This window comes from Acidimicrobiia bacterium (assembly GCA_040880805.1).
Taxonomy (GTDB): Bacteria; Actinomycetota; Acidimicrobiia; order IMCC26256; family DASPTH01; genus DASPTH01.
In genome coordinates this window covers 65380-88110 of the sequence record JBBDHW010000019.1, presented here as the reverse complement: position 1 = coordinate 88110, position 22731 = coordinate 65380, and the positions used below count along the sequence as shown (strand labels likewise).

The following is a 22731-nucleotide window of genomic DNA, read 5'->3' as shown; positions in this document are numbered from 1 at the left end:
CCCCCCCCCCCCCCCCCCCCATGACCGCGCTCCACGCCGCCTGCGCGAGCAGCGCCGGCCCGAGTGGATGCTCGTCGACGCCCGGCGCGACTGCTGCCAGCTCGGCCCACGCGAGCGCGAGATAACCGACGTCGATCCCGTTCACGCAGACCGCGAGGATGAGCGGTAGCGCGAGGTCGAGTTCATCGTGGTCGAGGGCCCACGAGAGCGCGGTGCGCAGGTTGTCGAGTTCCGGCGAGAGCCGCGCGATCGATGCGAGTTGGTCGGCCGCTCTGAGGTGCGGCCCGGCCTCCTCGGCCAGCGCGGTGTAGTGCCCGGCATGTCGCCGTCCGACGATGTCAGTCTCGCCCGATTCTTCGAGCCTGTCCTGCGCGTACTGCCGGATCGTCTCGAGGAGTCGGTACCGGGTCTGCTCTCCGACTTGGTCGGCCACGACCAGCGACCGACGCACAAGGGCGGCGAGATGATCGAGCGCGTCCAGCGCGTCGATGTCATCGCCCGTCACGACGGCTTCAACCGCGTCGAGTGTGCACCCGCCCGCGAAGACGGAAAGACGCTGTAACACGCGACGCTCGACGTTGGTGAGCAGCTCGTACGACCAGTCGATGGCGCGCCGAAGCGTCTGGTGCCGTTCCACCGCGGTGCGGCGCCCACTCGAAAGCAGGCGGAACTGGTCGTCGAGGCGCGCCGCGATCTCGGCCGGGGTCATCGCCTGGACCCTGGCCGCGGCGAGTTCGATGGCGAGCGGTATTCCGTCGAGGCGCGCGCAGATCTGCGCGACGGCGGTTTCGTTCTCGGTCGTGAGCGCGAAGTCCGCCCGCGCCTCTGCTGCACGCTCGGCGAACAGCGTGACGGCGTCATCGGTGAGGCCGAGCGACGGCAGCGCGATCATGCGCTCGCCGGACAGCGCGAGACCCTCCCGACTCGTCGCGAGCACCGTGACTCGTGCGGCCGTGTGCACGACGCGATCGACGAGCAGCGCGACCGAATCCAGCAGGTGCTCGCAGTTGTCGAGGACCAGCAGCAGCTCCTTCGAGCGCAGGAAGTCGAGCACGGTCTCGTCGAGGGTCTGACCCATGCGGGGCTGGACGCCGAGCCCGGCGGCGAGCGCTTCGGGAATTACCTCCGGCTCCGCGACGGACGCGAGCTCGCACAGCCACGCGCCGTCGCGGTAGCGCGGGAGCACGTCGGCTGCGACCTGCGTCGCGAGCCGCGTCTTCCCCACGCCGCCGACTCCGGTGAGCGTCACGACCCGAGCGTTGGCGAGCGCGCTCGCGACGTCGGCGACCTCGCGCTCGCGCCCGACGAAGCCGGTGGTCTGGAGCGGTAGGTTGCTCGGGAACGCGTCGAGCGATCGTAACGGCGCGAACTCGCGTTCGAGATCCTCGTGGCAGACCTGCAGCACGCGTTCGGGTCGTTCGAGGTCGCGGAGGCGGTGCTCACCGAGGTCGAGGAACGTCATGTCGACGAGCGCGTCGCCCGCGAGTTCCGCCGTGGTGTGCGACACCACGACCTGACCGCCGTGTGCGACGGCCATGAGACGCGCGGCCCGGTTGGTGACCGATCCGAAGTAGTCGCCGTCGCGGAGCTGCGCGGCGCCGCTGTGCAGACCCATCCGAATACGGAGTGGACCGGTTTGTCCCCACTCCTCCCCGGCGAGCGCACGTTGCGCGTCGGTTGCCGCACGCACGCCGCTGTCCGCGGTTGCGAAGACCGCGTGCACGCCGTCGCCGGTGCGCTTCACGACATGCCCGTCGTGGGTGTCCACCGCATGGTCGAGGATCGCGTCGTGACGCGCAAGCGCGTCCTTCATCGCCTCGGGATGTTCCTCCCAGAGGCGCGTCGAACCCTCGAGGTCGGTGAAGAGAAACGTGACGGTGCCGGTAGGCAGGTCGACCACGGCGCGAGTGTAAGTTCGGGCGGTGATGCGCGCGCTCGAGCTGCGTCGTTCGGCTCCGATCGCGTCGCGACCGCTCGAACTCGTCGAGCGCGAGGTTCCGGAGCCGGGTCCCGGCGAGGCGCGGGTGCGGGTCACGGTCTGCGCGTGCTGCCGCACCGACCTCCACATCGTCGAGGGGGACCTCGACCTTCCACACCTTCCCGTGGTTCCCGGGCATCAGGTCGTCGGGAGGGTCGACGCGCTCGGCGACGGCTGTGAGCTGCTGCACCTGGGTGATCGTGTCGGCGTGCCGTGGCTGCACCGCACCTGCGGCGTCTGCGAGTACTGCCGGCGGGGCGAGGAGAACCTGTGCGAGCACGCCGAATTCACCGGATGGACCGTCGACGGTGGGTACGCCGACGCGCTCACGGTGCCCGAGGCCTTCGCGGTGCAGCTGCCCGACGCGCTCGGTGACCTCGAAGCGGCGCCGCTGCTCTGCGCGGGCGTGATCGGCTATCGCGCGTTGCGGCGCGCGGAGGTGCGGCCGGGAGAACGCGTCGCGTTGATGGGATTCGGTGCGTCGGCGCATCTCGCGATCCAGGTGTTGCACCATTGGGGTTGTGACGCGGTCGTTCTCACGCGCGGGGAGCGTCATCGCGAGCTCGCGCGTGAGATGGGCGCATCGTGGGTCGGGGACGCGGCGGAGCTGCCGCCCGAAACGTGTGACCGCGCCGTGATCTTCGCGCCCGCGGGCGAGCTCGTACCGGTTGCGCTGCAACTCGTGCGCCCTGGCGGGACCGTGAGCCTCGCCGGTATCCACATGAGCACGATCCCCGCATTCGACTACTCGCTGCTCTGGCGCGAGCGAAGCCTCCGCTCGGTCGCGAACATGACGCGGCGCGACGCGCAGGAGTTCATGGCGATCGCCGCCGAGGCGGAAATCCGCGTCGCGTACGAGACCTACGCACTCGAGGATGCGAACCGCGCGCTCGCGGCGATCGCGTCGGACCGCGTGCGGGGCGCGGCGGTGCTGCAGGTGAGCTGACCCGACCTACGCAGCGGCGCGGAAGCGCCAGGAGAAGGTGAACGGCTCGGCCGGGCGCGGGTCGGTCCTCAGCCAGTAGTGCACGACGGCGAAGTTGTCGCCGGTGTTGAAACGGGTGAGCTCCTTCCCCGGACCGGGACGGAACGCGATCACCCCGAGCTGCTCGATGCGGTCGAGCTGGTCCTCCGGGATCTCCTTGCCGTCGATTTCCAGGACCCCGGTGTACTGGTCCTGGAGATCTACCTCGACGTCGTCGATCAATCCGGTGAGCTCGCCGCGTTCGGGGCCGATCGCCTCGATCGTGGACGGAAGCTCGGGACGGGTGCCTCCGGTGCTCGTGTCGGTGTCGCGCAGCAAGAAGTAGCCGAGGTTGAGGACCACGATCAGCGCGATCACGATCACTGCGACGCGGCCCGGGTGCTCGAACACACGCGCGCGCTTCGCGTCGGCCATTCGCCGAGGGTAACGCTCGGGGGTGCCACGTTCAGCGTCGTGGTGGCCGGTACGTTGGACCGAATGGCGATCAGTGGCGTCGCCGATCTCACCGGCCGAGTCCTCGCCGGCCGATACCGCCTGCTCACGCCGATAGGCGCGGGCGCGAGCGGTCGCGTCTACGTGGCCGACGACGTTCGGCTCCGGCGCCGGGTCGCGGTGAAGGTGCTCCACCTCGCCCTCGCGGACGACGCCGGCTTCCTGCGGCGGTTCCGCAGCGAAGCGCAGGTGGCGGCCTCGCTCAACCACCCGAACGTGATGGCCGTCTACGACTGGGGCGACGACGACCTGCCGTTCATGGTGCTCGAGCTCTTGAGGGGCGGAAGCCTCCGCGGCCTGCTCGACACCGGCGAACGGCTCACTCCCGCGCAGGCCATCCACGTCGGGCGGCAGGTCACGGCCGCGCTCGAGTACGCGCACGTGCGCGGGATCGTCCACCGCGACATCAAACCTGCCAACCTCCTGTTCGACGAGCACGGCATCCTCCGCGTCGCCGACTTCGGTCTCGCGCGCGCGCTCGCCGAAGCGAGTTGGACGGAGCCCGCGGGTTCGGTGGTCGGCACCGCGCGGTACGCCGCGCCCGAGCAGGCCACCGGCGCGCCGCTCGACGGCCGCGCCGACCTCTACGCACTCGCGGTGGTGCTCGCCGAATCCGTCACGGGCACCGTGCCCGCGATGGCCGACACCGCGATCGGCACGCTCGCGGCGCGCCAGCACACACCGCTGCTCGCGCCGGCGGAGCTCGGCCGCCTCGGGGCTGTCGTCGAACGCGCCGGCCGTCCGGATCCGGCCGAGCGCTACCCCGATGCGGCCACCATGGGCGCGGCGCTCGCCGATGCTGCGCGTGCGTTCCCGCGCGCACAGCCGCTCGCGCTCCCCGGGCTCGGCGCCGACAGCGGCGTCGTCGATCCCACGCAGATCGGTGTCTCGACGCGGCTGTTCGACCAGGACGCGCCCCACGACGCCCCGGACGAACCCGTCCCCGTGTCGCTCCACGCCACGCGCGCGCCAGGTTCGCGGCGGCTCGTGCCGCTGGTCGTCGCGTTCGTGGTGATCGCCGCACTCGTGGCGGCCGGTGTCGCGATCGTCACCACGGGTGGTGGCACGGTCGCGGTGCCGTCGGTCGTGGGCTTGAGCAAGGACGACGCGACGAACCGCATCGCGACCGAAGGCCTCCTCTTCACGATCGTCGAACGGAAAGCCGACGACCCTGCGGGAGTGGTCATTGCGCAACGCCCGGCGAGCGGTTCGTTCGCGAGCGACGGCAGCAAAGTGCAGCTCGTCGTTTCGCGCGGACCACCCCGGGTACCGATTCCCGACGTGCGGGAGCTTTCGCCCGACGAGGCGCAGGCGCGGCTCGAGCAAGATGGCTTCGTCGTCACGGCGAAACCGCAGTACGACGAGACCGTTCCGTACAACAGTGTCATCGACACCGATCCGCCGATCGGTGGTACAGCCCTGCGCGACTCCGCGATCACGTTGCTCGTCAGCAATGGTCCCGCGCCCGTGCAGGTCGTCGACGTGTCGAACCAGAGCTATGACCAAGCCGGGCAGGCGCTCACCGCGAAGGGCTTCACGGTGACCCGTGGCGACGACTTCAGCGACACCGTCCCCGTCGACAAGGTCATCGGTACCAACCCGCCGGTGGGAACGCTTGCCGCTCGCGGATCGTCGGTGCAGATCGTGGTGAGCAAGGGCCAAGAGCTCATCACTGTCCCGGACCTGAAGACCAGGACGCTCGAGGCGGCCCAGGCGCAGCTCGTGGCGCTCGGGCTCGACGTCGACACGGTGGGCTACCTTCCCGGCCGCCTCGTCCGTGACCAGACTCCCGCCGCCAACCAGAGCGTCAAGAAGGGCACGAAGGTCACGCTGGTCTTCTGAAACTTTCTCGGCGCGCGTGTGACACGCGACGTGTTTCTGCGTCTTCACGGTGGGACGGTGAGCGGCGGCTCTCCGCGAACGGGAGGAAGCGGATGCGGCGACCATCTCGTGGTGCGACGGCCAGGCCCGGTCCACGTGGTCCTGGGAACGGCTACGGGCGCTCGGTCGGGCGTCCCGGGCCACGGGTGCCGATCGCGGCGGCGGGGCCACTCGAGCCGGCGCGGTTCCTGGTGGTCGACCCGGCCGTCACTCCCTGATCCCTATTCCGTGATTTGGGTGAGCCTGCTCGCGAGGCCGGGTCCACCGGGGGCGGCGCCCGTGGCCTGCGCGGCCATGAGCTTCGTGAGGTCACCCTGGATCTTCACCTTGCCCTCCATGAACGCCTGGAGCGCCGCCTGCGGATCGCCCGACATGAGGATGTCCCGAGCGGTCACGTAATCGGTCGTGAGCGTGAGGTCGGCGCCGTCCGCGTGACCGCCGCTCCAATCCGCAGTGCCCTCCTGCATCGCGATGTGCAGGCGACGGTCTTCAGGGAATGGCGTGCCGGTCACCAGGAGGTTCATCGTGATGTTCGTGCCCGCGGGCACTTCGATGTTCTGCTCGTCGACGATGCGTCGCACTTCGGCCAGCCACTCGTCGGACAGGAAGGGGTATGCAGGCACGGCGGCATGGTAGCGATCCCTAGACTCGTCCAATGGCTCAGCTCACACGCGCCGACGTCGAGCACGTCGCGCGACTCGCTCGTCTCGCGCTCGACGACGACGAGATCGAGCAGTTCACCCGCGAGCTCGGGGTGATCCTCGAGCACGCCCAGCAGGTGGCAGGGCTCGACACCCACGACGTGCCACCCACTGCGCACCCGTTGCCGCTCGTCAACGTCCTGCGCTCCGACGAGCCGCACACGAGCCTCGACCGCGACGAGGTGCTCGCGATGGCGCCTGCCACCGAAGACGAACGGTTCCGCGTCCCCCGCATCCTCGACGCGCCATGACGCGAGCGCTCGAGCTCGCCGGCGCGGTGCGCGCGGGCGATCGGCTTGCCGTCGACATCGTGGAGGAGCACCTGGCGGTCGTGGCCGCGCAGGAGCCGGAGCTCCATGCCTGCAACCTCGTCACCGGCGACTCGGCGCGAGCGGCTGCGGCGGCGATCGATGGCGCGATCGCACGCGGCGACGATCCGGGACCACTTGCGGGTGTCCCCATCGTGTTGAAAGACAACCTCTGCACGCGCGGCGTACCCACCACCTGCTCGTCGCGCATTCTGGAGGGCTGGTGCCCGCCGTATACCGCGACCGTCGTCGAGCGCGTGCTCGGCGCGGGCGCGATCCCGATCGCGAAGACCAACCTCGACGAGTTCGCGATGGGATCGTCTACGGAGAACTCGGCGTTCGGGCCCACCCGGAACCCGCACGATCTGTCGCGCGTGCCGGGTGGCTCGAGCGGAGGCTCGGCCGCCGCGGTCGCCGCGGGGTACGCGCCGCTCGGCCTCGGCTCCGACACCGGTGGTTCGATCCGCCAGCCCGCCGCGCTTTGCGGCGTCGTCGGTGTGAAGCCCACCTACGGCTCGGTGTCGCGGTACGGGCTCGTGGCGTTCGCGAGCTCGCTCGACCAGATCGGTCCGTTCGCCACCACCGTCGCCGACGCGGCGCTGCTCCTCGACGTGATCGCCGGTCACGACCCGGCCGACTCCACGTCGATCCCGGACGCGCGCGAGGCGGTCCTGCCCGTCGTGGAGCACGGTGTCGAGGGCTTGAGCGTCGGGATCGTCGAGGAGCTCACCGATGCAGAGGGGATCCAGCCCGAAATCGTCGCGGCGGTGGAGCAGGCGGCACTGGCGCTCGAGAAGGCAGGTGCCACCGTCGACCGCGTGAGCGTGCCGAGCGCGGTGTTCGGCCTGTCGGCGTACTACCTGATCGCGCCCGCGGAGGCGTCGTCGAACCTCGCGCGGTACGACGGCGTTCGCTACGGGCTGCGCGTCGACGGTGACGACGTCGCCACCATGAACGCGCGCACTCGCGACGCAGGCTTCGGCACCGAGGTGAAGCGCCGCATCATGCTCGGTACGTACGCGCTGTCGGCCGGCTACTACGACGCGTACTACGGCCAGGCTCAGCGCGTTCGTACGCTGATCATCCGTGACTTCGCCCGCGCCTACGAACACTTCGACGTGCTGCTCTCGCCCACGTCGCCCACCGTGGCATTCGAGATCGGCGCGAAGACGGCCGACCCGCTGGCGATGTACCTCTCCGATATCTGCACCATTCCCACCAACCTCGCCGGCCATCCCGGAATGAGCGTGCCGTACGGCTCAGGCGTTGGCGGGTTGCCAATTGGCGTTCAGGTACTCGCACCCGCGCTCGGTGAACCCGTGATGTTCCGCACCGCACGCGTGCTCGAAGCGAGCGTGGCGTGAGCACCGACACAACCACTGGCGTCGTCACCGACTACGAGCCGGTCATGGGGCTCGAGGTGCACGTCGAGCTGGCTACCGCCACGAAGATGTTCTGTGGTTGCGCGAACGAATTCGGCGCCGAGCCGAACACGCATGTCTGTCCGGTGTGTCTCGGGCTCCCGGGTTCCTTGCCGGTGCTGAACGCGCAGGCCGTCGAGCTCGTGTTGCGCTTCGCCGAGGCCGTGCACCTGCGCGTACCCGCGCACTCGATCTTTGCACGCAAGAACTACTTCTATCCCGACATGCCCAAGGACTACCAGATCTCGCAGTACGCGGAACCGATCACCATCGACGGGTGGATCGAGATCGACGGCGCGCGCATCGGCATCGAGCGCGCGCACCTCGAGGAAGACACCGGCAAGACCATCCACGTCGGTGGCGGTGGCCGCATCCACGAGGCGAACTACTCGCTCGTCGACTACAACCGCGCCGGCGTGCCGCTCATGGAGATCGTGAGCCGGCCCGACATCCGCAGCGCGGAGCAGGCCCGTGCGTACGTGTCGGAGCTGCGAGCGGTGCTGCAGGCGATCGGCGCGTCCGACGTGAAGTTCGAAGAGGGATCGATGCGCGTCGACGCCAACGTGTCGGTGCGGCCGCGGGGCAGTTCCGAGCTCGGCGTCAAGGTCGAGGTCAAGAACATGAACTCGCTGCGCTCGCTCGGCCGCGCGATCGACCACGAGGTCGAGCGCCAGATCGCGGTGCTCGGCACAGGTGAGCGCGTCGTACAGGAGACGCGCCACTGGGACGAAGCCGACGGCCGCACGCACTCGATGCGCACGAAGGAAGGCTCGTCCGACTACCGGTACTTCCCGGAGCCCGACCTCGTCCCGGTCGCGCCGACCGACGAGATGCGCGAGCGTGTCCGATCGTCGATGCCCGAGCTGCCGGCAGCGCGTCGGGCGCGGCTCGCCACCGCGTGGGGGATCACCGAGTTGGACGCGCGCATCCTGGTCGCCACGCCGGGGCTCGCCGACTACGCCGAGGCGGCGGAGGTCGCGCTCCACGCGGGCACTGCCAAGGATGTCGTCAACTGGTGCGTCGGCGACGTGCTCGCCTACCTCAACGAGACCGGCCTCTCGCCGGAGGTCCTCCCGCTCGCACCCGACGGGCTCGCCGAGCTCGTCGGTCTCGTCGCCGACGCCACGCTGTCGCGGAACCAAGCCAAGGATGTGCTGGGTGAATGCCTGCGCGAGCCCAAGCGCCCGAAGCAGGTGGTCGCAGAGCGCGGGCTGGCGCAGGTCAGTGACGTTGGCGAGCTCCGTGCCGTGGTTGACACGGTGTTGGCCGAGAATCCGGCGCTGGTCGACGAGTACCGAGCCGCCGACGGCCCTGAGCGCGACAAGAAGTTGAATGCCCTCATGGGTCTGGCGATGCGTGCGACCCGAGGACAGGGCAACCCGCAGCTACTGAAACGCTTGATCCAGGAGCGTCTGGACCCGTAGCTGACACACCCCCGCGATTTCATTGCTCCATGGACCCGACAATGCCGGGCGCACGGAGCAGTGAACTCGACAAGGAACTCGCCGAGCTTGCGCGCAAGCAGTTCGGAGTGTTCTCGAGAGCGCAGGTGTTGACGCTCAAGGGAACGCGAGCGCAGATCGAGCATCGGCTGGCGACCGGTCGTTGGGACACGCCGATGCTGCGCGTGTACCGAATCGGCGGTGCCACTCATTCGCGGGAACAGTCGGCGATGACGGCGGTGCTCTGGGCCGGCGACGGCGTGCTCGTGTCGCACAGCGCGGCGGGCGTGCTCTGGGACTTCGAGGGAGTGCGCGCCCGCAAGATGGAGCTCTGGGTGCCGTCGGGCCGTCGGCTGCGGTCCAACTCTGTCGTCGTACACCGAGGCACCCGGCTCGACCGGGCCGACCGGACGATGCTGGGTCCGATCGCGATCACGACGCCGACCCGCACGTTGATCGATGTCGCCGGTCGGCTCGAGGATCACCGACTCCTCGCGCTCACCGAAGACCTGATCCGCCGGAAGCTCGTCTCAGCCGACCGTTTGCTTGCTCGCCTCGGCGCGCTTCGCACGTCGGGACGACCAGGCGCCGGTCGGCTCGAAGCGTTGCTCGACGCCCGTGGCGATGGCCGGCCACTCGAGTCGGCGCTCGAGACGCTCGCCTGGCCGATCATCTGCCGGAGCGGCGTGCCACTCCCGAAGCGTCAGCACTGGGTCGCGTTGCCGGGCGGTCGCTACCGCCTCGATTTCGCCTGGCCCGAGCTCGAGCTCGGAATCGAGTGCGAGGGCTTCGAGCACCATGGTGGTCGCACCGCGTGGGGAAAGGACCGCGAGCGCTTCGCCGAATTCGTGTCGGTCGACTGGCGGATACTGCCGCTGACGTGGGAGGTCTGTCGGCGCGAGCCGGAGCGCGTTATTCGGTGGATCCGGCGGCTCCACGCGTCGCAGGATTCATTGGACCCTGGACCTGACAATGTCGGGTGAACGGAGCAGTGAATCGCGATGCCCGGGACGATCAGTCCATGGGGACTTTGCGGACGATCTTGCCGTCGATCCGATCGAAGATCTCGTCGAGGCTGTGGCCCGTGATCGTGAGGCCGTGGTTGCGCTGGCCGACGACCGCGCGCGACGGATCGGGGGCCTGGCGTACGAGCTCGGCCACCGACTCCGCGAGCTCCACTGTGCCGCACGGGTAGTTGATCTCCGTGGCCGAGGTGCCCTCGATCCACGCGTGCACATGGAGGATCGCGCCGACGTCGGGGTGCTCGCGGTAGATCATCCAGTGCTCGATCGCGTCGACCGACACCCGGCGCGGCTCCACGTCCGGCGGCACGCGCAGCAGCATCACGTCGCGGTCGGTGTCGTGACCGGTGACGAGCAGGATGTCGCGGCCGATCTCGTGCAGTGACGACTTGTCGACACCGCTCGCGCTCATCCAGTACTGCGGCTCGGGCTCGCCGGGCGACACCACCCGACGCGCGCTCACGTTCCCGTAGCTGAGCCCACCGATGCCGTAGAGCAGCTTCACGTGCCGCAGGTCGCGCGGCGACAGGATCTCCTCGATCGGGAACGCAGCCGGCAGAAGGTCCAGAGCCGCGAGACGCTCGCCTGCGCGTGTGATCTGGCGAGTGATGTCGTCGCCCTGGCACAGCTCGGGCGGGAGGTCGGGTGTGAACTCGTTGCCGATCACCAGACGCGAAGTCGCGAGCGGCTCGACGCGTGAGAACACGGTCTTGAAGAAGAACTGGTCGTCACCCGCGCCGGTGTCGACGGCGTAGGTGCCCTGCTCGAGCGTGACGAAGTGCGCGATGGAACCCTCAGGGTCGGGGCTCACCATCACGCAGAGATTCGCCAACCCGCGCACGAGCAGCGGGTAGCCCGTGCGCAGGATGTCGTTGGGCGGAGCAGGCAGTTCGGCCAGCGCGACCACGAACGTGGGCGCGTTCTTGCGCCGGTAGGGGCGTGCCGCGTCGGGGTCGAGGAAGTGGAGCACGACCGCCACCTCGGGCCCGGCCTGCGCGACCTCGGTGTAGCCCTGGTCGAGCATGGCCGTGCGCAGGCCGTCGGCGAACCACTGCATCCGGTCGCCGGTCGGCTCACCGCTCCACGCGAACGTGCGGGGCATAACTCCCGGACCGTCGACGAGTCCGATGCCGAACGGCTTGGTGGTCACGGCGGGGAAGCGTACTTGGGTTGCCCTCACCTGACCGGAGTACCCGGATCAGGCCACGGCCACGCCGGAAACGGCAGGCAGACCGTCCGCGACGAGTTCCCAGCCTTCGATCCCCGTCTCGGACACCCACACGCTTCCGGCGGCGTCGGCGAGCGCCGCGTGGCCCTTGCCCACAGCGAGGCAGCAGGTGTCGACATTGCCCTGGAGTCGATCGCCGAGCCCCTCGTTGATCCGCTCGAGCGGGCCACCGGAGAGGGGGCGTCGGTAGATCGCCGAACGAGTGGCACGGGGCCCGTCGGAGATGCTCACCAGCACGTCGTCGTCGATGAAGGCGACGGCCCGCGCGTACGTGGTGGGGAGCCCGTCGACGACCACCGACCAGGTGGCACCGGCGTCGTCGCTCACACACAGCCCGACGGCAGCCGCGGCCATGGCGACATTCGGCAGGGTCGGGTGCGCGCGTACTTCGTGCACGTCGTGGTCGACGGGAAGCGTCGGCTCCCACGACTCGCCGAGATCGGTGGACCGCTGGATGCCACCGACGTGCACGTTGGCGAGGAACACCTGCTCGTCGCATGTTGCTGACATCGACCGCACGTTGAGCGCGGGACCGACTTGGTGCCACTCGTCACGATTGGCGATGTGATCAAAGCTCTCGACCGGCAGGAGATGCCCGCCGTCGAGACGCAGGAGCCGAGCGTCGTAGGTACCCGCGAACACCACACCTGCGACCGTGACCAACGACGACAGGTCGACGTCGGAGGTTGCGAGTGGGCTCCACCTTCCGTCGGCTGCGTGCTGCCACACCTCGCGGCGGTCGACGATCGCGAGCCACGTGTGGCCCGGACCGGGCGCGAGCGTGCCGAGCGAGCGGCCCTCCAGCGCGGTGAGGTGCTTCCCCGACGACGTGAAGATGTGGTATCCGTCGGAAGTGGCAACGAGAACGCTCATAGCACGAGGGTACGCTCCTTCCATATGGCAGACCAGATGAAACCGCACAGTTTCGAGGTCACCGACGGTATGGTGCGCGCCGGCGCGCGGGCGATGCTGCGAGCGGTCGGCATGACCGACGACGACTGGGGCAAGGCCCAGGTGGGCGTGGCGTCGAGCTGGAACGAGGTCACGCCGTGCAACATGCCGCTCGACCGGTTGGCGAAGCGCGCCAAGGACGGCGTCCGGGCCTCGGGCGGCTTCCCGATGGAGTTCGTGACCATCGCGGTGAGCGACGGCATCTCGATGGGCCACGAAGGGATGCGTGGTTCGCTCGTGAGCCGCGAGATCATCACGGACTCCGTCGAGTGCATGGTGCACTCCGAGCGGCTCGACGCGCTCGTCACCTTGGCGGGCTGCGACAAGAGCCTGCCCGGCATGCTCATGGCCGCGGCGCGTACCAACGTGTCGTCGGTGTTCCTCTACGGCGGTTCGATCCTGCCCGGCCACTACAAGGACCAGACGCTCGACGTCGTGAGCGTGTTCGAGGCGGTGGGGGCGTGCGCGGCGGGCACCATCACCGAAAACGAGCTCGGTGAGATCGAACGGCGCGCGTGCCCCACGGAAGGCTCGTGCGCCGGGATGTTCACGGCGAACACGATGGCCGCGATCGCCGAAGCCATCGGCATGTCGCTGCCCGGCAGTTCGACGGCTCCGGCGGTCGACCGCCGTCGTGACGACTTCGCCTACCGGTCGGGTCAGGCGGTGGTGCGCCTCCTGGAGCTGGGTATCCGGCCGCGCCAGATCATGACCAAGGAAGCGTTCGAGAACGCGATCGCGGTCACGATGGCGCTGGGCGGCTCCACCAACGCGGTACTGCACCTGCTCGCGATCGCGCACGAGGCTGGTGTGGAGCTCGAGCTCGACGACTTCAACCGAGTCGGCGCGCGCGTGCCGCACATCGCCGACATGAAGCCGCACGGGAAGTACCACATGACCGACCTCGACCGCGTCGGCGGCGTGGAGGTTGTCTTGCGTGAGCTGCTCGACCACGGCCTGCTCCACGGCGACTGCCTCACGGTCTCGGGCAAGACGATGGCCGAGAACCTGGCCGATCTCGATCCGCCCGAGCCCGACGGCGAGGTCGTCCACCCACTCACCGATTCGATCCACGCGCAGGGTGGCATCGCGGTGTTGCGCGGTTCACTCGCACCGAACGGTGGCGTCGTGAAGATCGCGGGTATGGACAACAACCCACGCTTCGAGGGGATCGCGCGTGTCTTCGACGGCGAGGAGTTCGCGATGGAAGCGATCCTTGCGGGCAAGATCGACCCGGGCGACATCGTCGTCATCCGTTACGAAGGTCCCAAAGGTGGCCCGGGGATGCGCGAGATGCTCGCGGTGACCGGCGCGATGAAGGGCGCGGGACGCGGCGCGGATGCCGCGCTCGTCACCGACGGCCGCTTCTCGGGTGGCACGCACGGCTTCTGTGTGGGCCATGTCGCACCCGAGGCAGTGGACTGCGGGCCGATCGCGCTCGTCGCCGAAGGCGACCGCATCGTGATCGACGCGGCCGCGCACACCATCGACCTCCTCGTCGACGATGCGGAGCTCGAACGTCGGCGCCGCACATGGAAGCCGATGGAACCGCGCTACACGAGTGGGTTCCTGGCGAAGTACGCAAAGCTGGCGCAGGGGGCAGAGCGCGGCGCGATCACAAACTTCTGAGCGGCGCGCGGCGAGCGAGCGAAGCGAGCAAGCTCGCCGGAGCGGCGAACGACCCGTAGGGCGGCGGCGGGTACCCCGCCGCCGAGTGAGCGCGACAAAGGGTTCAGGTGCCCGAGATCCTGGAAGTCGAGTCCGCACGCAAGCTGATCGGCGTGCGAGGGCTGCACCGCACGATCGAGAAGGTGCACGCACCCGACGCATGGTTCCTGAAGCGGGGATTGACGCCTCGCGCGGTGCGCGCCGCATTGCGCGGCCTGGAGCTCACGACCGCGCGCCGGCGGGGCAAGCTGATCCTCGTCGATACCGACGGCGGTCCCGTGCTCGGCCTCCATCTCGGCATGAGCGGACGCGTGTTGATCGACGGCGAGGCGGCGGGTGACCCGCTGATCTACGCGAGCAACCGCGCCGTCTCGGCGTGGCACCGCTTCGGCCTGTCGTTCGCCGACGGCGGCAGCCTCTACCTGCGCGACCCGCGGCGCCTCGGCGCGGTGGAGCTCGATCCCGACGAAGATCGCCTCGGCCCCGACGCGTTCGACGTGACGCTCCCGTACCTGCGCGGCGTGCTGGCGCGCAGCCGCGCGCCGATCAAGGCCGTGATCATGGACCAGTCGCGCATCGCCGGCCTCGGCAACCTGCTGTGTGACGAGGTGCTCTGGCGCGCCGGCATCGATCCGGAGCGCGCCGCGGACACGCTCGATGGCGACGACACCCGGCGTCTACACCGAGCGATTCGCGAGACGCTCCGGATCCTGGGCCGCCGCGGTGGCTCGCATACGGGCGACCTCACGTCACAGCGGGAGCCGGGCGCGCACTGCCCGAAGGACGGCGCGTCGCTGCTCCGTCGCACGATCGGCGGCCGCACCACCTACTCGTGCCCGGTCCATCAGCTCTAGCCATCCCGGGCGACTTGCGCCGAAGCACAGAATGCGCCACAATGGTCGGCCAATGACCGTGCTCACCGGCATCCTCGTAGTTATGTAGCGCTCGGAGCGCCTTCGCGCCCGTGCGCCCTTACCCCTCGCCCGGCGAGGGGTTTTTTGTGCCCTCGAACAGCCCGTCCCACCGACCAGCGGAGAACGCGATGCAACTCACCGGAGCCCAGGCCCTCATCAAGAGCCTCGAGATGGAAGGCACGGAGGTCATGTTCGGCCTCCCGGGTGGCGCCATCCTCCCGGTCTACGACCCTCTCATCGACTCGTCGATCCGCCACATCCTCGTGCGCCACGAGCAGGGCGCGGGCCACATGGCCGAGGGCTACGCCCACGCGACCGGGCGGCCCGGCGTGGCCATGGTCACGAGCGGCCCCGCAGCCACGAACATCGTGACGCCGCTTTGCGACGCGTACATGGACAGCATCCCGATCGTCGTGATCACCGGCCAGGTGGCGTACTCGGTGATCGGCACCGACGCGTTCCAGGAGTGCGACACCGTGGGCATCACGATGCCGGTCACGAAGCACAATTGGTTGATCACCGATGCGAACGACGTGCCGCGCGTGATCCGCGAGGCGTTCCACGTGGCGACGACCGGACGCCCGGGCCCCGTGCTCGTCGACATGCCGAAGGACGTGTCCAACCAGATGATGGACTGGCACTGGCCCGACGCCGTCGACCTTCCCGGTTACAAGCCGAACATGAAGGGGCACCCGAAGCAGATCAAGGACGCCGCGCGCCTCATGGGTGAGTCGGAGCGGCCGGTGATCTACGCCGGTGGCGGGATCCTCAAGGCGCGCGCGGCGGAGGCGCTGAAGGAGCTGGTCGAACTCACCAGGTTCCCGGTGGTCACCACGCTGATGGCGCGCGGCTCGTTCCCCGACGACCACGAGCTGTGCCTCGGCATGCCGGGCATGCACGGGAACTACACCGCGGTCACGTCGATGCAGAAAGCCGACCTGCTGATCGCGCTCGGGTCGCGCTTCGACGACCGGGTCACCGGCAAGGTGAGCACCTTCGCGCCCGATGCCAAGATCATCCACGTCGACATCGACCCCGCTGAGCTCGGCAAGGTGCGCCGCCCCGACGTGCCCATCGTCGGCGACTGCCGCCTCGTGATCGAGGAGCTCGTGAAGGCGGTGAAGGCCGAGCGCAACAAGCGCGAGTGGCCGTCGCTCGAAACGTGGCACCGGCAACTGCGCGAGTGGCAGGAGCGCTACCCGTTGCGCTACGAGCAGTTGGAAGATGGTCCGCTGAAGCCGCAGTACTGCGTCGACATGCTCCGCGACAACACGCCCGACGACACGATCGTGGTCGCCGGCGTGGGCCAGCACCAGATGTGGACCAGCCAGCGCTGGACGTTCAACTACCCGTACACCTACATCAACTCGGGCGGGCTCGGCACGATGGGGTTCGCGGTGCCGGCCGCGATCGGCGCCAAGGTCGGCAAGCCCGAGCGCATGGTGTGGGCGGTCGACGGCGACGGCTGCTTCCAGATGACGGCGCAGGAGCTCGTCACCGCGAGCGCGGAGCGCATTCCGGTGAAGGTTGCCATCCTCAACAACGCGTACCTCGGCATGGTGCGCCAGTGGCAGGAGCTCTTCTACGAGGAGCGTTACAGCGAGGTGTACCTGTCGCCCGACCTGCCCGACTACGTGATGTGGGCCGAGGCGATGGGGTGTGCCGGCTTTCGCGTGGACACGCCCGACGACGTGGTGCCCACGATCGAGAAGGCGAACGAGATCGACGACCGGCCGGTGGTGATCGACTTCCGTACCGACTACCGGGAGAAGGTGTACCCCATGGTCCAGGCCGGCATGTCGAACGACGACATCATCCTCGACCCCGCACACGACACCTACGGAGCTCGATAAGCATGAATACGGAGACGCAGCGGAGGAGTGCTCGGACGAGCGGGACGACGGAGCGGAGTCGACCATGAGTGAAGGTCAGCATCACATCCTCAGCGTGCTCGTCGAGAACAAGTTCGGAGTGCTCTCGCGGGTCTCCGGCCTGTTCGCGCGGCGCGGCTTCAATATCGTGTCGCTCGCGGTGAGCCCCACCGAGGACGAGCGCTTCAGTCGGATGACGATCGTGGTCGACGCCGAGTCGGCACCGCTCGAGCAGATCACCAAGCAGCTGAACAAGCTGATCCCCGTGATCAAGATCGCCGAGCTCGCGCCCGATCAGGCGGTCGAGCGTGAGCTCATGCTGGTGACGGTGAAGGCAACGCCCGAGGCGCGGTCGCAGATCACCGAGCTCGCGTCGATCTTCCAGGCGAGGATCGACGACGTCGGGCACGACGCGATGACTATCCAGGTAGCGGGCACACCCGACAAGCTCGACGCGATGACCGACCTGCTCACGCCGTTCGGCATCGTCGAGCTCCAGCGCACCGGCCGTATCGCGCTGCCCAAACTCGCCCGCCAACCCGCCAAGCTCCGTGCCGTACGATCGCGACCGGCCCAGACACTGGCCTGAGACACAGGAGAGAGCAATGCCTGCAACCATCTACTACGACGCTGACGCCGACCTCGCGCTGCTCGACGGGCGCAAGATCGCGGTGCTCGGTTACGGCTCGCAGGGGCACGCGCACGCGCTGAACCTGCAGGACTCGGGTGTCGACGTGCGCGTCGGCCTGCGCGACGGATCGTCGTCGTGGGCGAAGGCCGAAGAGGCCGGCCTGCGTGTCGTCACCACTGCGCAGGCGTGCAAGGAAGCCGACGTGATCATGGTGCTCCTGCCCGACACCGATCAGGCGCGCGTCTACCGCGAAGACATCGAGCCGAACCTCGACGAGCGCGACTCGCTCGCGTTCGCGCACGGGTTCAACATCCACTTCGGGCAGATCCGCCCGCCGAAGGGCGTCGACGTGTGGATGATCGCGCCGAAGGGGCCCGGCCACCTGGTGCGCCGCACGTTCGACGAAGGCGGCGGCGTGCCCGCGCTCGTCGCGGTGAATGCCGACGAGACCGGCAAGGCGAAGCAGACCGCGCTGGCGTACGCGCGTGCGATCGGCGCGACCCGCGCAGGCGTGCTCGACACCACGTTCGAGGAGGAGACCGAGACCGATCTCTTCGGCGAGCAGGTCGTGCTGTGCGGCGGACTCGTCGAGCTCATCAAGGCGAGCTACGAGACACTCGTGGGCGCGGGCTACCAGCCCGAGTCTGCGTACTTCGAGACGTTGCACGAGGTGAAGCTCATCGTCGACCTCATCTACGAGGGCGGCATCACCAATATGCGCTACTCGATCTCCGACACTGCCGAGTACGGCGACATGACGCGCGGCCCGCGCATCATCACCGACGAGACGCGCGCGGAGATGCAGAAGATCCTCGGTGAGATCCAGTCCGGCAAGTTCGCCCAGGAGTGGATCCTCGAGAACCAAGCGGGTCGGCCGGTGTTCAACGCGTTGCGGCGCCAGTCGGCGGAGCACCCCATCGAAGAGGTGGGCGACCGGCTGCGGAGCATGATGCCGTGGATCGGCGCGGGCAAAGCCCGCCCGCGCGACGTCTCCGGCGGCTGATCCGCCGAATCGCGCGCGGCGGAAGCGCGCTGTCGTAGTCTCCGGCCGTGTCGGAGGTGGGAGAGGTCCTGCTCGGCGTGTTCGTCGGGTATCTGATCGGGACGTTCCCGTCGGCCGATCTCGTGACGCGCGCGGTGACCCGCGGATCCGTCGACATCCGCCAGGAGGGGAGCGGCAACCCCGGCGGACTCAACACCATGCGCGTGCTGGGCAAAGGGTGGGGCGGCCTCGTGATGTTCCTCGACGCGCTCAAGGGCGCGGTCGCCGGGTTCGCCGGCCTCGCGATCGGCGACGCCGCCGCGTACGCGGCGGGCACCGCCGCGATCGCGGGCCACGTGTGGCCTGCGTGGACAAGGTTCCGCGGCGGAAGGGGCGTCGCTACGGCAGGTGGATCGTTCGCGTCGGTGTTCCCGCCCTTCTTGCCGATCGCAGTGGTCTTCGCCCTCGTCGTGACCCTGATTCGGCGAAACCCGGCGCTCACGATCGTGCTCGTCTGCCCGCTGTGGATTGCGGCCGCGGCGGTCTGGTGGGGGGCCGATCTCTCGAACTGGTGGGGCCCAGAGCCGGAAGCCGGCCTCCTCGTCTACGCAATGCTCGGCGCCCTGATGGTCCTGGCCCGCTTCCGGTCGTCGGTCCGTTCGGGCAGCGGTTTCGAGTGAGCGGCCGCGAGCCGGGTATCCCGGCGAGCAGCGAGCGCGTAATACAACCGAACGCCAGGGGAGAGGGGCGCGTGACGCGCCCGTAGAGCTCAGTCCTCGGTCTTGGCGAGCTCTTCCTCGGTCTCCTTGATCTCGCCGACGACCCGCTCGATCTCGGCGTCGGCGTTCTCGGCCGGGCTGCCGATCTTCTGCCCGTAGACCAGCCCACCCAGCTCTTCCTTGAGCTCCCCGATCTTCTTCTCGAGCTTGCGCTGTTCGATCTTCTCCTGGCCGGTGCTGACAGCTTCTTTGGTCTTGTCGACGCCCTTCTGGGCCGTTTCCTTCATCTTGTCGAGCAGCGACATGCGCACACTCCCTCTCTATTCGCTCGCTTCCTGCGGCGCAGGATACCTGCGCCGCGGCCGTGCGCTCGCTCGCGAGCGACTCAGCTCGCTGCGCTCGCCAGCGTCGCCGCGCGGTGACTACGCCGGCTGCTGCTTCAGGAGCTCGAGGCGGCGCGCCGGCACTGCCTCCGGCGGTGCGAGGTAGTAGCCTTGGGCGCGGTCGCAGCCCAGTTCGACCAGGCGAGCTCGCTGCACCTCGGTCTCGACGCCTTCCGCGGCGACGACCATGCCGAGCGCGTGCGCCATGTCGATGGTGGCCGCCACGATGGCGTCGTCGGCGGCGCTCTTGCCGAGGCCGGCGATGAAGGCGCGGTCGATCTTGAGCTCGTCGAACGGGTAACGGCGCAAATAGGTCAGCGACGACCCGCCGGTGCCGAAGTCGTCGATCGCGAGCCGGACGCCTATCTCCTTCAGCGCGTTGAGCGCGCCGCTCGTGGTCTCGAGATCGTCGAGCAGCACGTGCTCCGCGATCTCGAGGCAGAGCGCCGACGGGTCGAGGTCGAACCCGGGGAGCACCGCACGTACCACGCGCGGGAAGTCGGGGCGCAGCAGCTGGCGAGCGGAGATGTTCGCGGACACACACAGCTGGCCGTCGGCGGGTCCCTCACTCCGCGCCCGGCTCGCTCGTTCGCACACCTGCTCGAGGACCCACGCGCCGATCGGCACGATGATTCCGGTCTCTTCCGCAACGTCGATGAAGTCTCCCGGTGCAATGAGACCGCGCACGGGATGTGCCCAGCGGAGCAGCGCCTCGTCGGCCACGCGTTCGCCCGACGCGAGCTCGAACTGCGGCTGGAACAGCACGCGGAGCTCGTCGCGCTCGAGTGCCTCGCGCAGCCCTCGTTCTGTGAGGAGGCGGGTGACGGCCTGCGTGTGCATGTCCTGGTCGAACAACTCGTACCGCGCACCGCCGCGGCTCTTGGCGCGGTACATCGCGGCGTCCGCGTCGCGCAGCAGGCTCGCCGCGCGATCCGAGGATCGGCGGGTGACGGCGATCCCGATGCTCGCGGTGACGACTACCTCGGCGCGCTCGAGTGCGAACGGCTCGCTGAGCGCGTGGATCGCGCGGTCGGCCAGCTCCTCCACCTGGTGCTCGTCGGTGAGGTCCTCGCAGACGACGACGAACTCGTCGCCACCGAACCGGGCCACCGTGTCGTTGCGCCGGACCGATGCGGCGAGCCGGCGGCCGACCGCCACGAGCAACTCGTCGCCGGTGTCGTGGCCGAGTCCGTCGTTGACGACCTTGAAGCGATCGAGGTCGAGGAAGAGCACCGCCACCATCGCCTGGCCATCCACCAGCCGTTCGAGCGCAGCGTCGAGCCGCTCGACTGCGAGCGCTCGGTTGGGCAACTCGGTGAGCGTGTCGTGGAGCGCGAGGTGTCCCAGCTGGCGCGTATGCGCAGCGCGGTCGAGTGTGATGCCCACAAGGCTTCTGACGCGATCCATCATCGCTCGCTCGGCTTCGGACGGTTCACGCGCGGTACGCACGTAGATCGCGAGCATGCCCAACAGCCTCTCGTCGTCGGGTGTGCGGATCGGGAGGGACCAGAATGCTCGGAAGCCTTCCGCTCGTGTCAACTCACGCAGCGGTTGAATGTGCGGGAACCTGAGCTCGTCGTCGATGTCGGGAATGACGAGCGGCTCGAAGCGAGCGTTGTAGGCCTCCTCGGCGTCGCCGACCTGCGCGGCCAGGCGATCGTCGATCGTGTCGATGAACGCCGGGGAGAGCGACGGCGCCGCGACGCGCTGCAACTCGCCGGTTTCGGCATCGAGCAGGCGGATCGTCGCCGACGCGTCGCCGAGGTACTCCTCAACGGCTTCGAGCACCACGCGCAGTGTCTCCGGGATGGGCGCGCCGCCCAGGATGCGCTGGAGAACGTCGGTCTCCGCGGCTCCGAGGGCGTCGGCGCGCCGGCGCTCCGTGATGTCGCGGAGATTCCCCACGATGCCTCGCACCACGGGCTCGTACATCTGGTTCGTGCACGTCGCCTGGGTCCACCGCCATGCGCCGTCGCCGTGCCGACACCGGAACTCGACGAGCTCGCTCTCCAACGGACGGTCGGCGAGCGCGGTGATGGCCAAGACCGTCTCGTCGACGTCGTCGGGGTGGACGAACTCGACGACCTTGTGTCCGACCATCTGATCGGGCTCGTAGCCGAATACGTCCATCACCGAGGGGCTGACGTAGGTGATCGTTCCGGATACGTCGATCACCCCCACCACGTCGGTGGAGTGCTGGACGAACGCGCGGAACCGTGCCTCGCTGTCGGTGAGCACTTCGCGCGCGCGGTCGGTCTCCGATACCAAGCGAGCGATCCGCCACGCCACGAGCGCAGCGGTGAGCCCGACGATGGCGGTGAGCGCGACCGCCTCGCGGCTGCCCGACGCGTCGAGCACGACGACTGCCGGAACCGAGAAGAGCGCCGCGCCGAGCACGAGCATGCGCGCGCGGCTGTGCCGAACCAGCCCGGTGTTCTTCGTGAGCCACAGTTCGCGCATCGAGGGGTGGAGCATCGCGCCCGCCAGGAGGAAGTAGGAGATCGGCCAGAACGCGTCGAGCACACCGCCCTCGGTGTACGTGCCGTCGGCCACCAGCCGGGCGTAGACGGTGTCGGAGATCATCAGGACGGTCAGCCCTCCGAAGAGGAACCAGGCCGCAGGCGTCCAACGTGGGAGCGTGAACACTGCGTGCACGATGGCGACGACGAGGACGACGTCCATGATCGGATATGTAGCCGTGACGATCCGTTCCATCGTCGCGCCCTGGGAGTGCTGGATCACCGGGGTGACCGCCCACTGCCAGATCACCGCGGAGACCGCGAGCGCGACGATCGCGCTGTCGACCACGGTGTCGCGTCGGAAGTGGCGTCGCGCGAGTTGGTAGAGCGCGAACGCGAGCAGCGGATACGCGGCGAGGTAGAGGACGTCGGCCCACGGATATGCCGTGCTGGCACCCGCGCCGCGGGTCGCGAGGTCCCAGACCACGTCGCCGGCCGCGAAGAGCACGAGTCCGATCGCGAGGAAGAGCCACGAGAACCGGCGGTCGGGACGGTTTCGCAGGATGCCGTACACCGCGCCACCTGCGGCGATCAGGGCGAGCGCGTCGAACGCGAACGAACGACCCGCGTCGGACGAGTCGAGCATCACCAAACCGGTGGCGAGGCAGCCGAGCGCGACGAACCACCAGCTCACG

19 protein-coding genes are annotated in these 22731 nt (G+C 69.0%); 12 read left to right on the top strand and 7 right to left on the bottom strand.

Annotated features, from left to right (window positions below; all coding sequences use genetic code 11):
- Nucleotides 1-1900: adenylate/guanylate cyclase domain-containing protein (locus tag WD271_03830; GenBank protein MEX1006956.1), on the bottom strand; the 1900-nt coding region annotated here is incomplete at its 3' end.
- Nucleotides 1901-1925: 25 nt separating this feature from the next.
- On the opposite strand from WD271_03830, the gene WD271_03825 reads away from it, so the two are divergent.
- Nucleotides 1926-2924, top strand: a complete 999-nt coding sequence (locus WD271_03825; protein ID MEX1006955.1) for a zinc-dependent alcohol dehydrogenase family protein — start codon at nucleotides 1926-1928, stop codon at nucleotides 2922-2924.
- A 6-nt stretch (nucleotides 2925-2930) separates the two neighbouring features.
- Here the strand turns inward: WD271_03825 and WD271_03820 are convergent, their stop codons facing one another.
- Complete coding sequence (locus tag WD271_03820) at nucleotides 2931-3377, bottom strand: hypothetical protein (protein ID MEX1006954.1); 447 nt, start codon at nucleotides 3375-3377, stop codon at nucleotides 2931-2933.
- Nucleotides 3378-3440: 63 nt separating this feature from the next.
- Here WD271_03820 and WD271_03815 point away from each other — a divergent pair, with 63 nt between their 5' ends.
- A complete protein-coding gene (locus tag WD271_03815) occupies nucleotides 3441-5297 on the top strand; it encodes a PASTA domain-containing protein (protein ID MEX1006953.1) in 1857 nt (618 codons plus the stop codon).
- Nucleotides 5298-5557: 260 nt separating this feature from the next.
- Here the strand turns inward: WD271_03815 and WD271_03810 are convergent, their stop codons facing one another.
- Nucleotides 5558-5959: an SCP2 sterol-binding domain-containing protein gene (locus tag WD271_03810; protein MEX1006952.1), complete on the bottom strand. Its 402-nt coding sequence runs from the start codon at nucleotides 5957-5959 to the stop codon at nucleotides 5558-5560.
- Between the two features lie 32 nt (nucleotides 5960-5991).
- Between WD271_03810 and gatC the strand changes: the two genes are divergently transcribed.
- Genes gatC through WD271_03790 form a run of 4 tightly spaced genes read left to right on the top strand, consistent with a single transcriptional unit; the run spans nucleotide 5992 to nucleotide 10191 of the window.
- A complete protein-coding gene (gene gatC, locus WD271_03805) occupies nucleotides 5992-6288 on the top strand; it encodes an Asp-tRNA(Asn)/Glu-tRNA(Gln) amidotransferase subunit GatC (protein ID MEX1006951.1) in 297 nt (98 codons plus the stop codon).
- The gene (gene gatA, locus WD271_03800; protein MEX1006950.1) at nucleotides 6285-7709 is read left to right on the top strand and encodes an Asp-tRNA(Asn)/Glu-tRNA(Gln) amidotransferase subunit GatA; all 1425 of its coding nucleotides are present in this window, start codon (nucleotides 6285-6287) and stop codon (nucleotides 7707-7709) included. Before gatC ends, gatA begins: the two co-directional genes overlap by 4 nt.
- Entirely contained in the window at nucleotides 7706-9190 is a 1485-nt protein-coding gene (gatB, locus tag WD271_03795) for an Asp-tRNA(Asn)/Glu-tRNA(Gln) amidotransferase subunit GatB (protein MEX1006949.1), read from the top strand. The genes gatA and gatB overlap by 4 nt, the downstream gene beginning before the upstream one ends.
- A gap of 29 nt (nucleotides 9191-9219) precedes the next feature.
- The gene (locus tag WD271_03790) at nucleotides 9220-10191 is read left to right on the top strand and encodes a hypothetical protein (GenBank protein MEX1006948.1); all 972 of its coding nucleotides are present in this window, start codon (nucleotides 9220-9222) and stop codon (nucleotides 10189-10191) included.
- A 31-nt stretch (nucleotides 10192-10222) separates the two neighbouring features.
- On the opposite strand, the gene WD271_03785 is transcribed toward WD271_03790, so the two are convergent.
- Both WD271_03785 and WD271_03780 read right to left on the bottom strand, forming a co-directional pair.
- On the bottom strand, nucleotides 10223-11332 hold the full coding sequence (locus WD271_03785; GenBank protein MEX1006947.1) for a class II aldolase/adducin family protein: 1110 nt from the start codon (nucleotides 11330-11332) through the stop codon (nucleotides 10223-10225).
- 96 nt (nucleotides 11333-11428) lie between these two features.
- Nucleotides 11429-12331, bottom strand: coding sequence for a hypothetical protein (locus WD271_03780; protein ID MEX1006946.1), 903 nt, complete (start codon nucleotides 12329-12331; stop codon nucleotides 11429-11431).
- Nucleotides 12332-12355: 24 nt separating this feature from the next.
- Here WD271_03780 and ilvD point away from each other — a divergent pair, with 24 nt between their 5' ends.
- The 6 genes from ilvD (at nucleotide 12356) to WD271_03750 (ending at nucleotide 19155) form a co-directional block, all read left to right on the top strand.
- The gene (ilvD, locus tag WD271_03775) at nucleotides 12356-14038 is read left to right on the top strand and encodes a dihydroxy-acid dehydratase (GenBank protein MEX1006945.1); all 1683 of its coding nucleotides are present in this window, start codon (nucleotides 12356-12358) and stop codon (nucleotides 14036-14038) included.
- A gap of 107 nt (nucleotides 14039-14145) precedes the next feature.
- Nucleotides 14146-14931 carry a DNA-formamidopyrimidine glycosylase family protein gene (locus tag WD271_03770; protein ID MEX1006944.1) on the top strand — a complete coding sequence of 262 codons (786 nt, stop codon included), beginning with the start codon at nucleotides 14146-14148 and terminating at the stop codon, nucleotides 14929-14931.
- Nucleotides 14932-15077: 146 nt separating this feature from the next.
- On the top strand, nucleotides 15078-16844 hold the full coding sequence (locus tag WD271_03765; protein ID MEX1006943.1) for an acetolactate synthase large subunit: 1767 nt from the start codon (nucleotides 15078-15080) through the stop codon (nucleotides 16842-16844).
- A gap of 64 nt (nucleotides 16845-16908) precedes the next feature.
- Nucleotides 16909-17451 carry an acetolactate synthase small subunit gene (gene ilvN / locus WD271_03760; protein ID MEX1006942.1) on the top strand — a complete coding sequence of 181 codons (543 nt, stop codon included), beginning with the start codon at nucleotides 16909-16911 and terminating at the stop codon, nucleotides 17449-17451.
- Nucleotides 17452-17467: 16 nt separating this feature from the next.
- Nucleotides 17468-18496: a ketol-acid reductoisomerase gene (ilvC, locus tag WD271_03755; GenBank protein ID MEX1006941.1), complete on the top strand. Its 1029-nt coding sequence runs from the start codon at nucleotides 17468-17470 to the stop codon at nucleotides 18494-18496.
- A gap of 47 nt (nucleotides 18497-18543) precedes the next feature.
- Nucleotides 18544-19155 (top strand): glycerol-3-phosphate acyltransferase, encoded by a 612-nt coding sequence (locus WD271_03750; protein MEX1006940.1) that lies wholly within the window; start codon nucleotides 18544-18546, stop codon nucleotides 19153-19155.
- An 89-nt stretch (nucleotides 19156-19244) separates the two neighbouring features.
- On the opposite strand, the gene WD271_03745 is transcribed toward WD271_03750, so the two are convergent.
- The gene (locus WD271_03745; GenBank protein ID MEX1006939.1) at nucleotides 19245-19499 is read right to left on the bottom strand and encodes a hypothetical protein; all 255 of its coding nucleotides are present in this window, start codon (nucleotides 19497-19499) and stop codon (nucleotides 19245-19247) included.
- A gap of 117 nt (nucleotides 19500-19616) precedes the next feature.
- On the bottom strand, nucleotides 19617-22730 hold the full coding sequence (locus WD271_03740) for an EAL domain-containing protein (GenBank protein ID MEX1006938.1): 3114 nt from the start codon (nucleotides 22728-22730) through the stop codon (nucleotides 19617-19619).
- Nucleotide 22731: the final 1 nt, after the last annotated feature.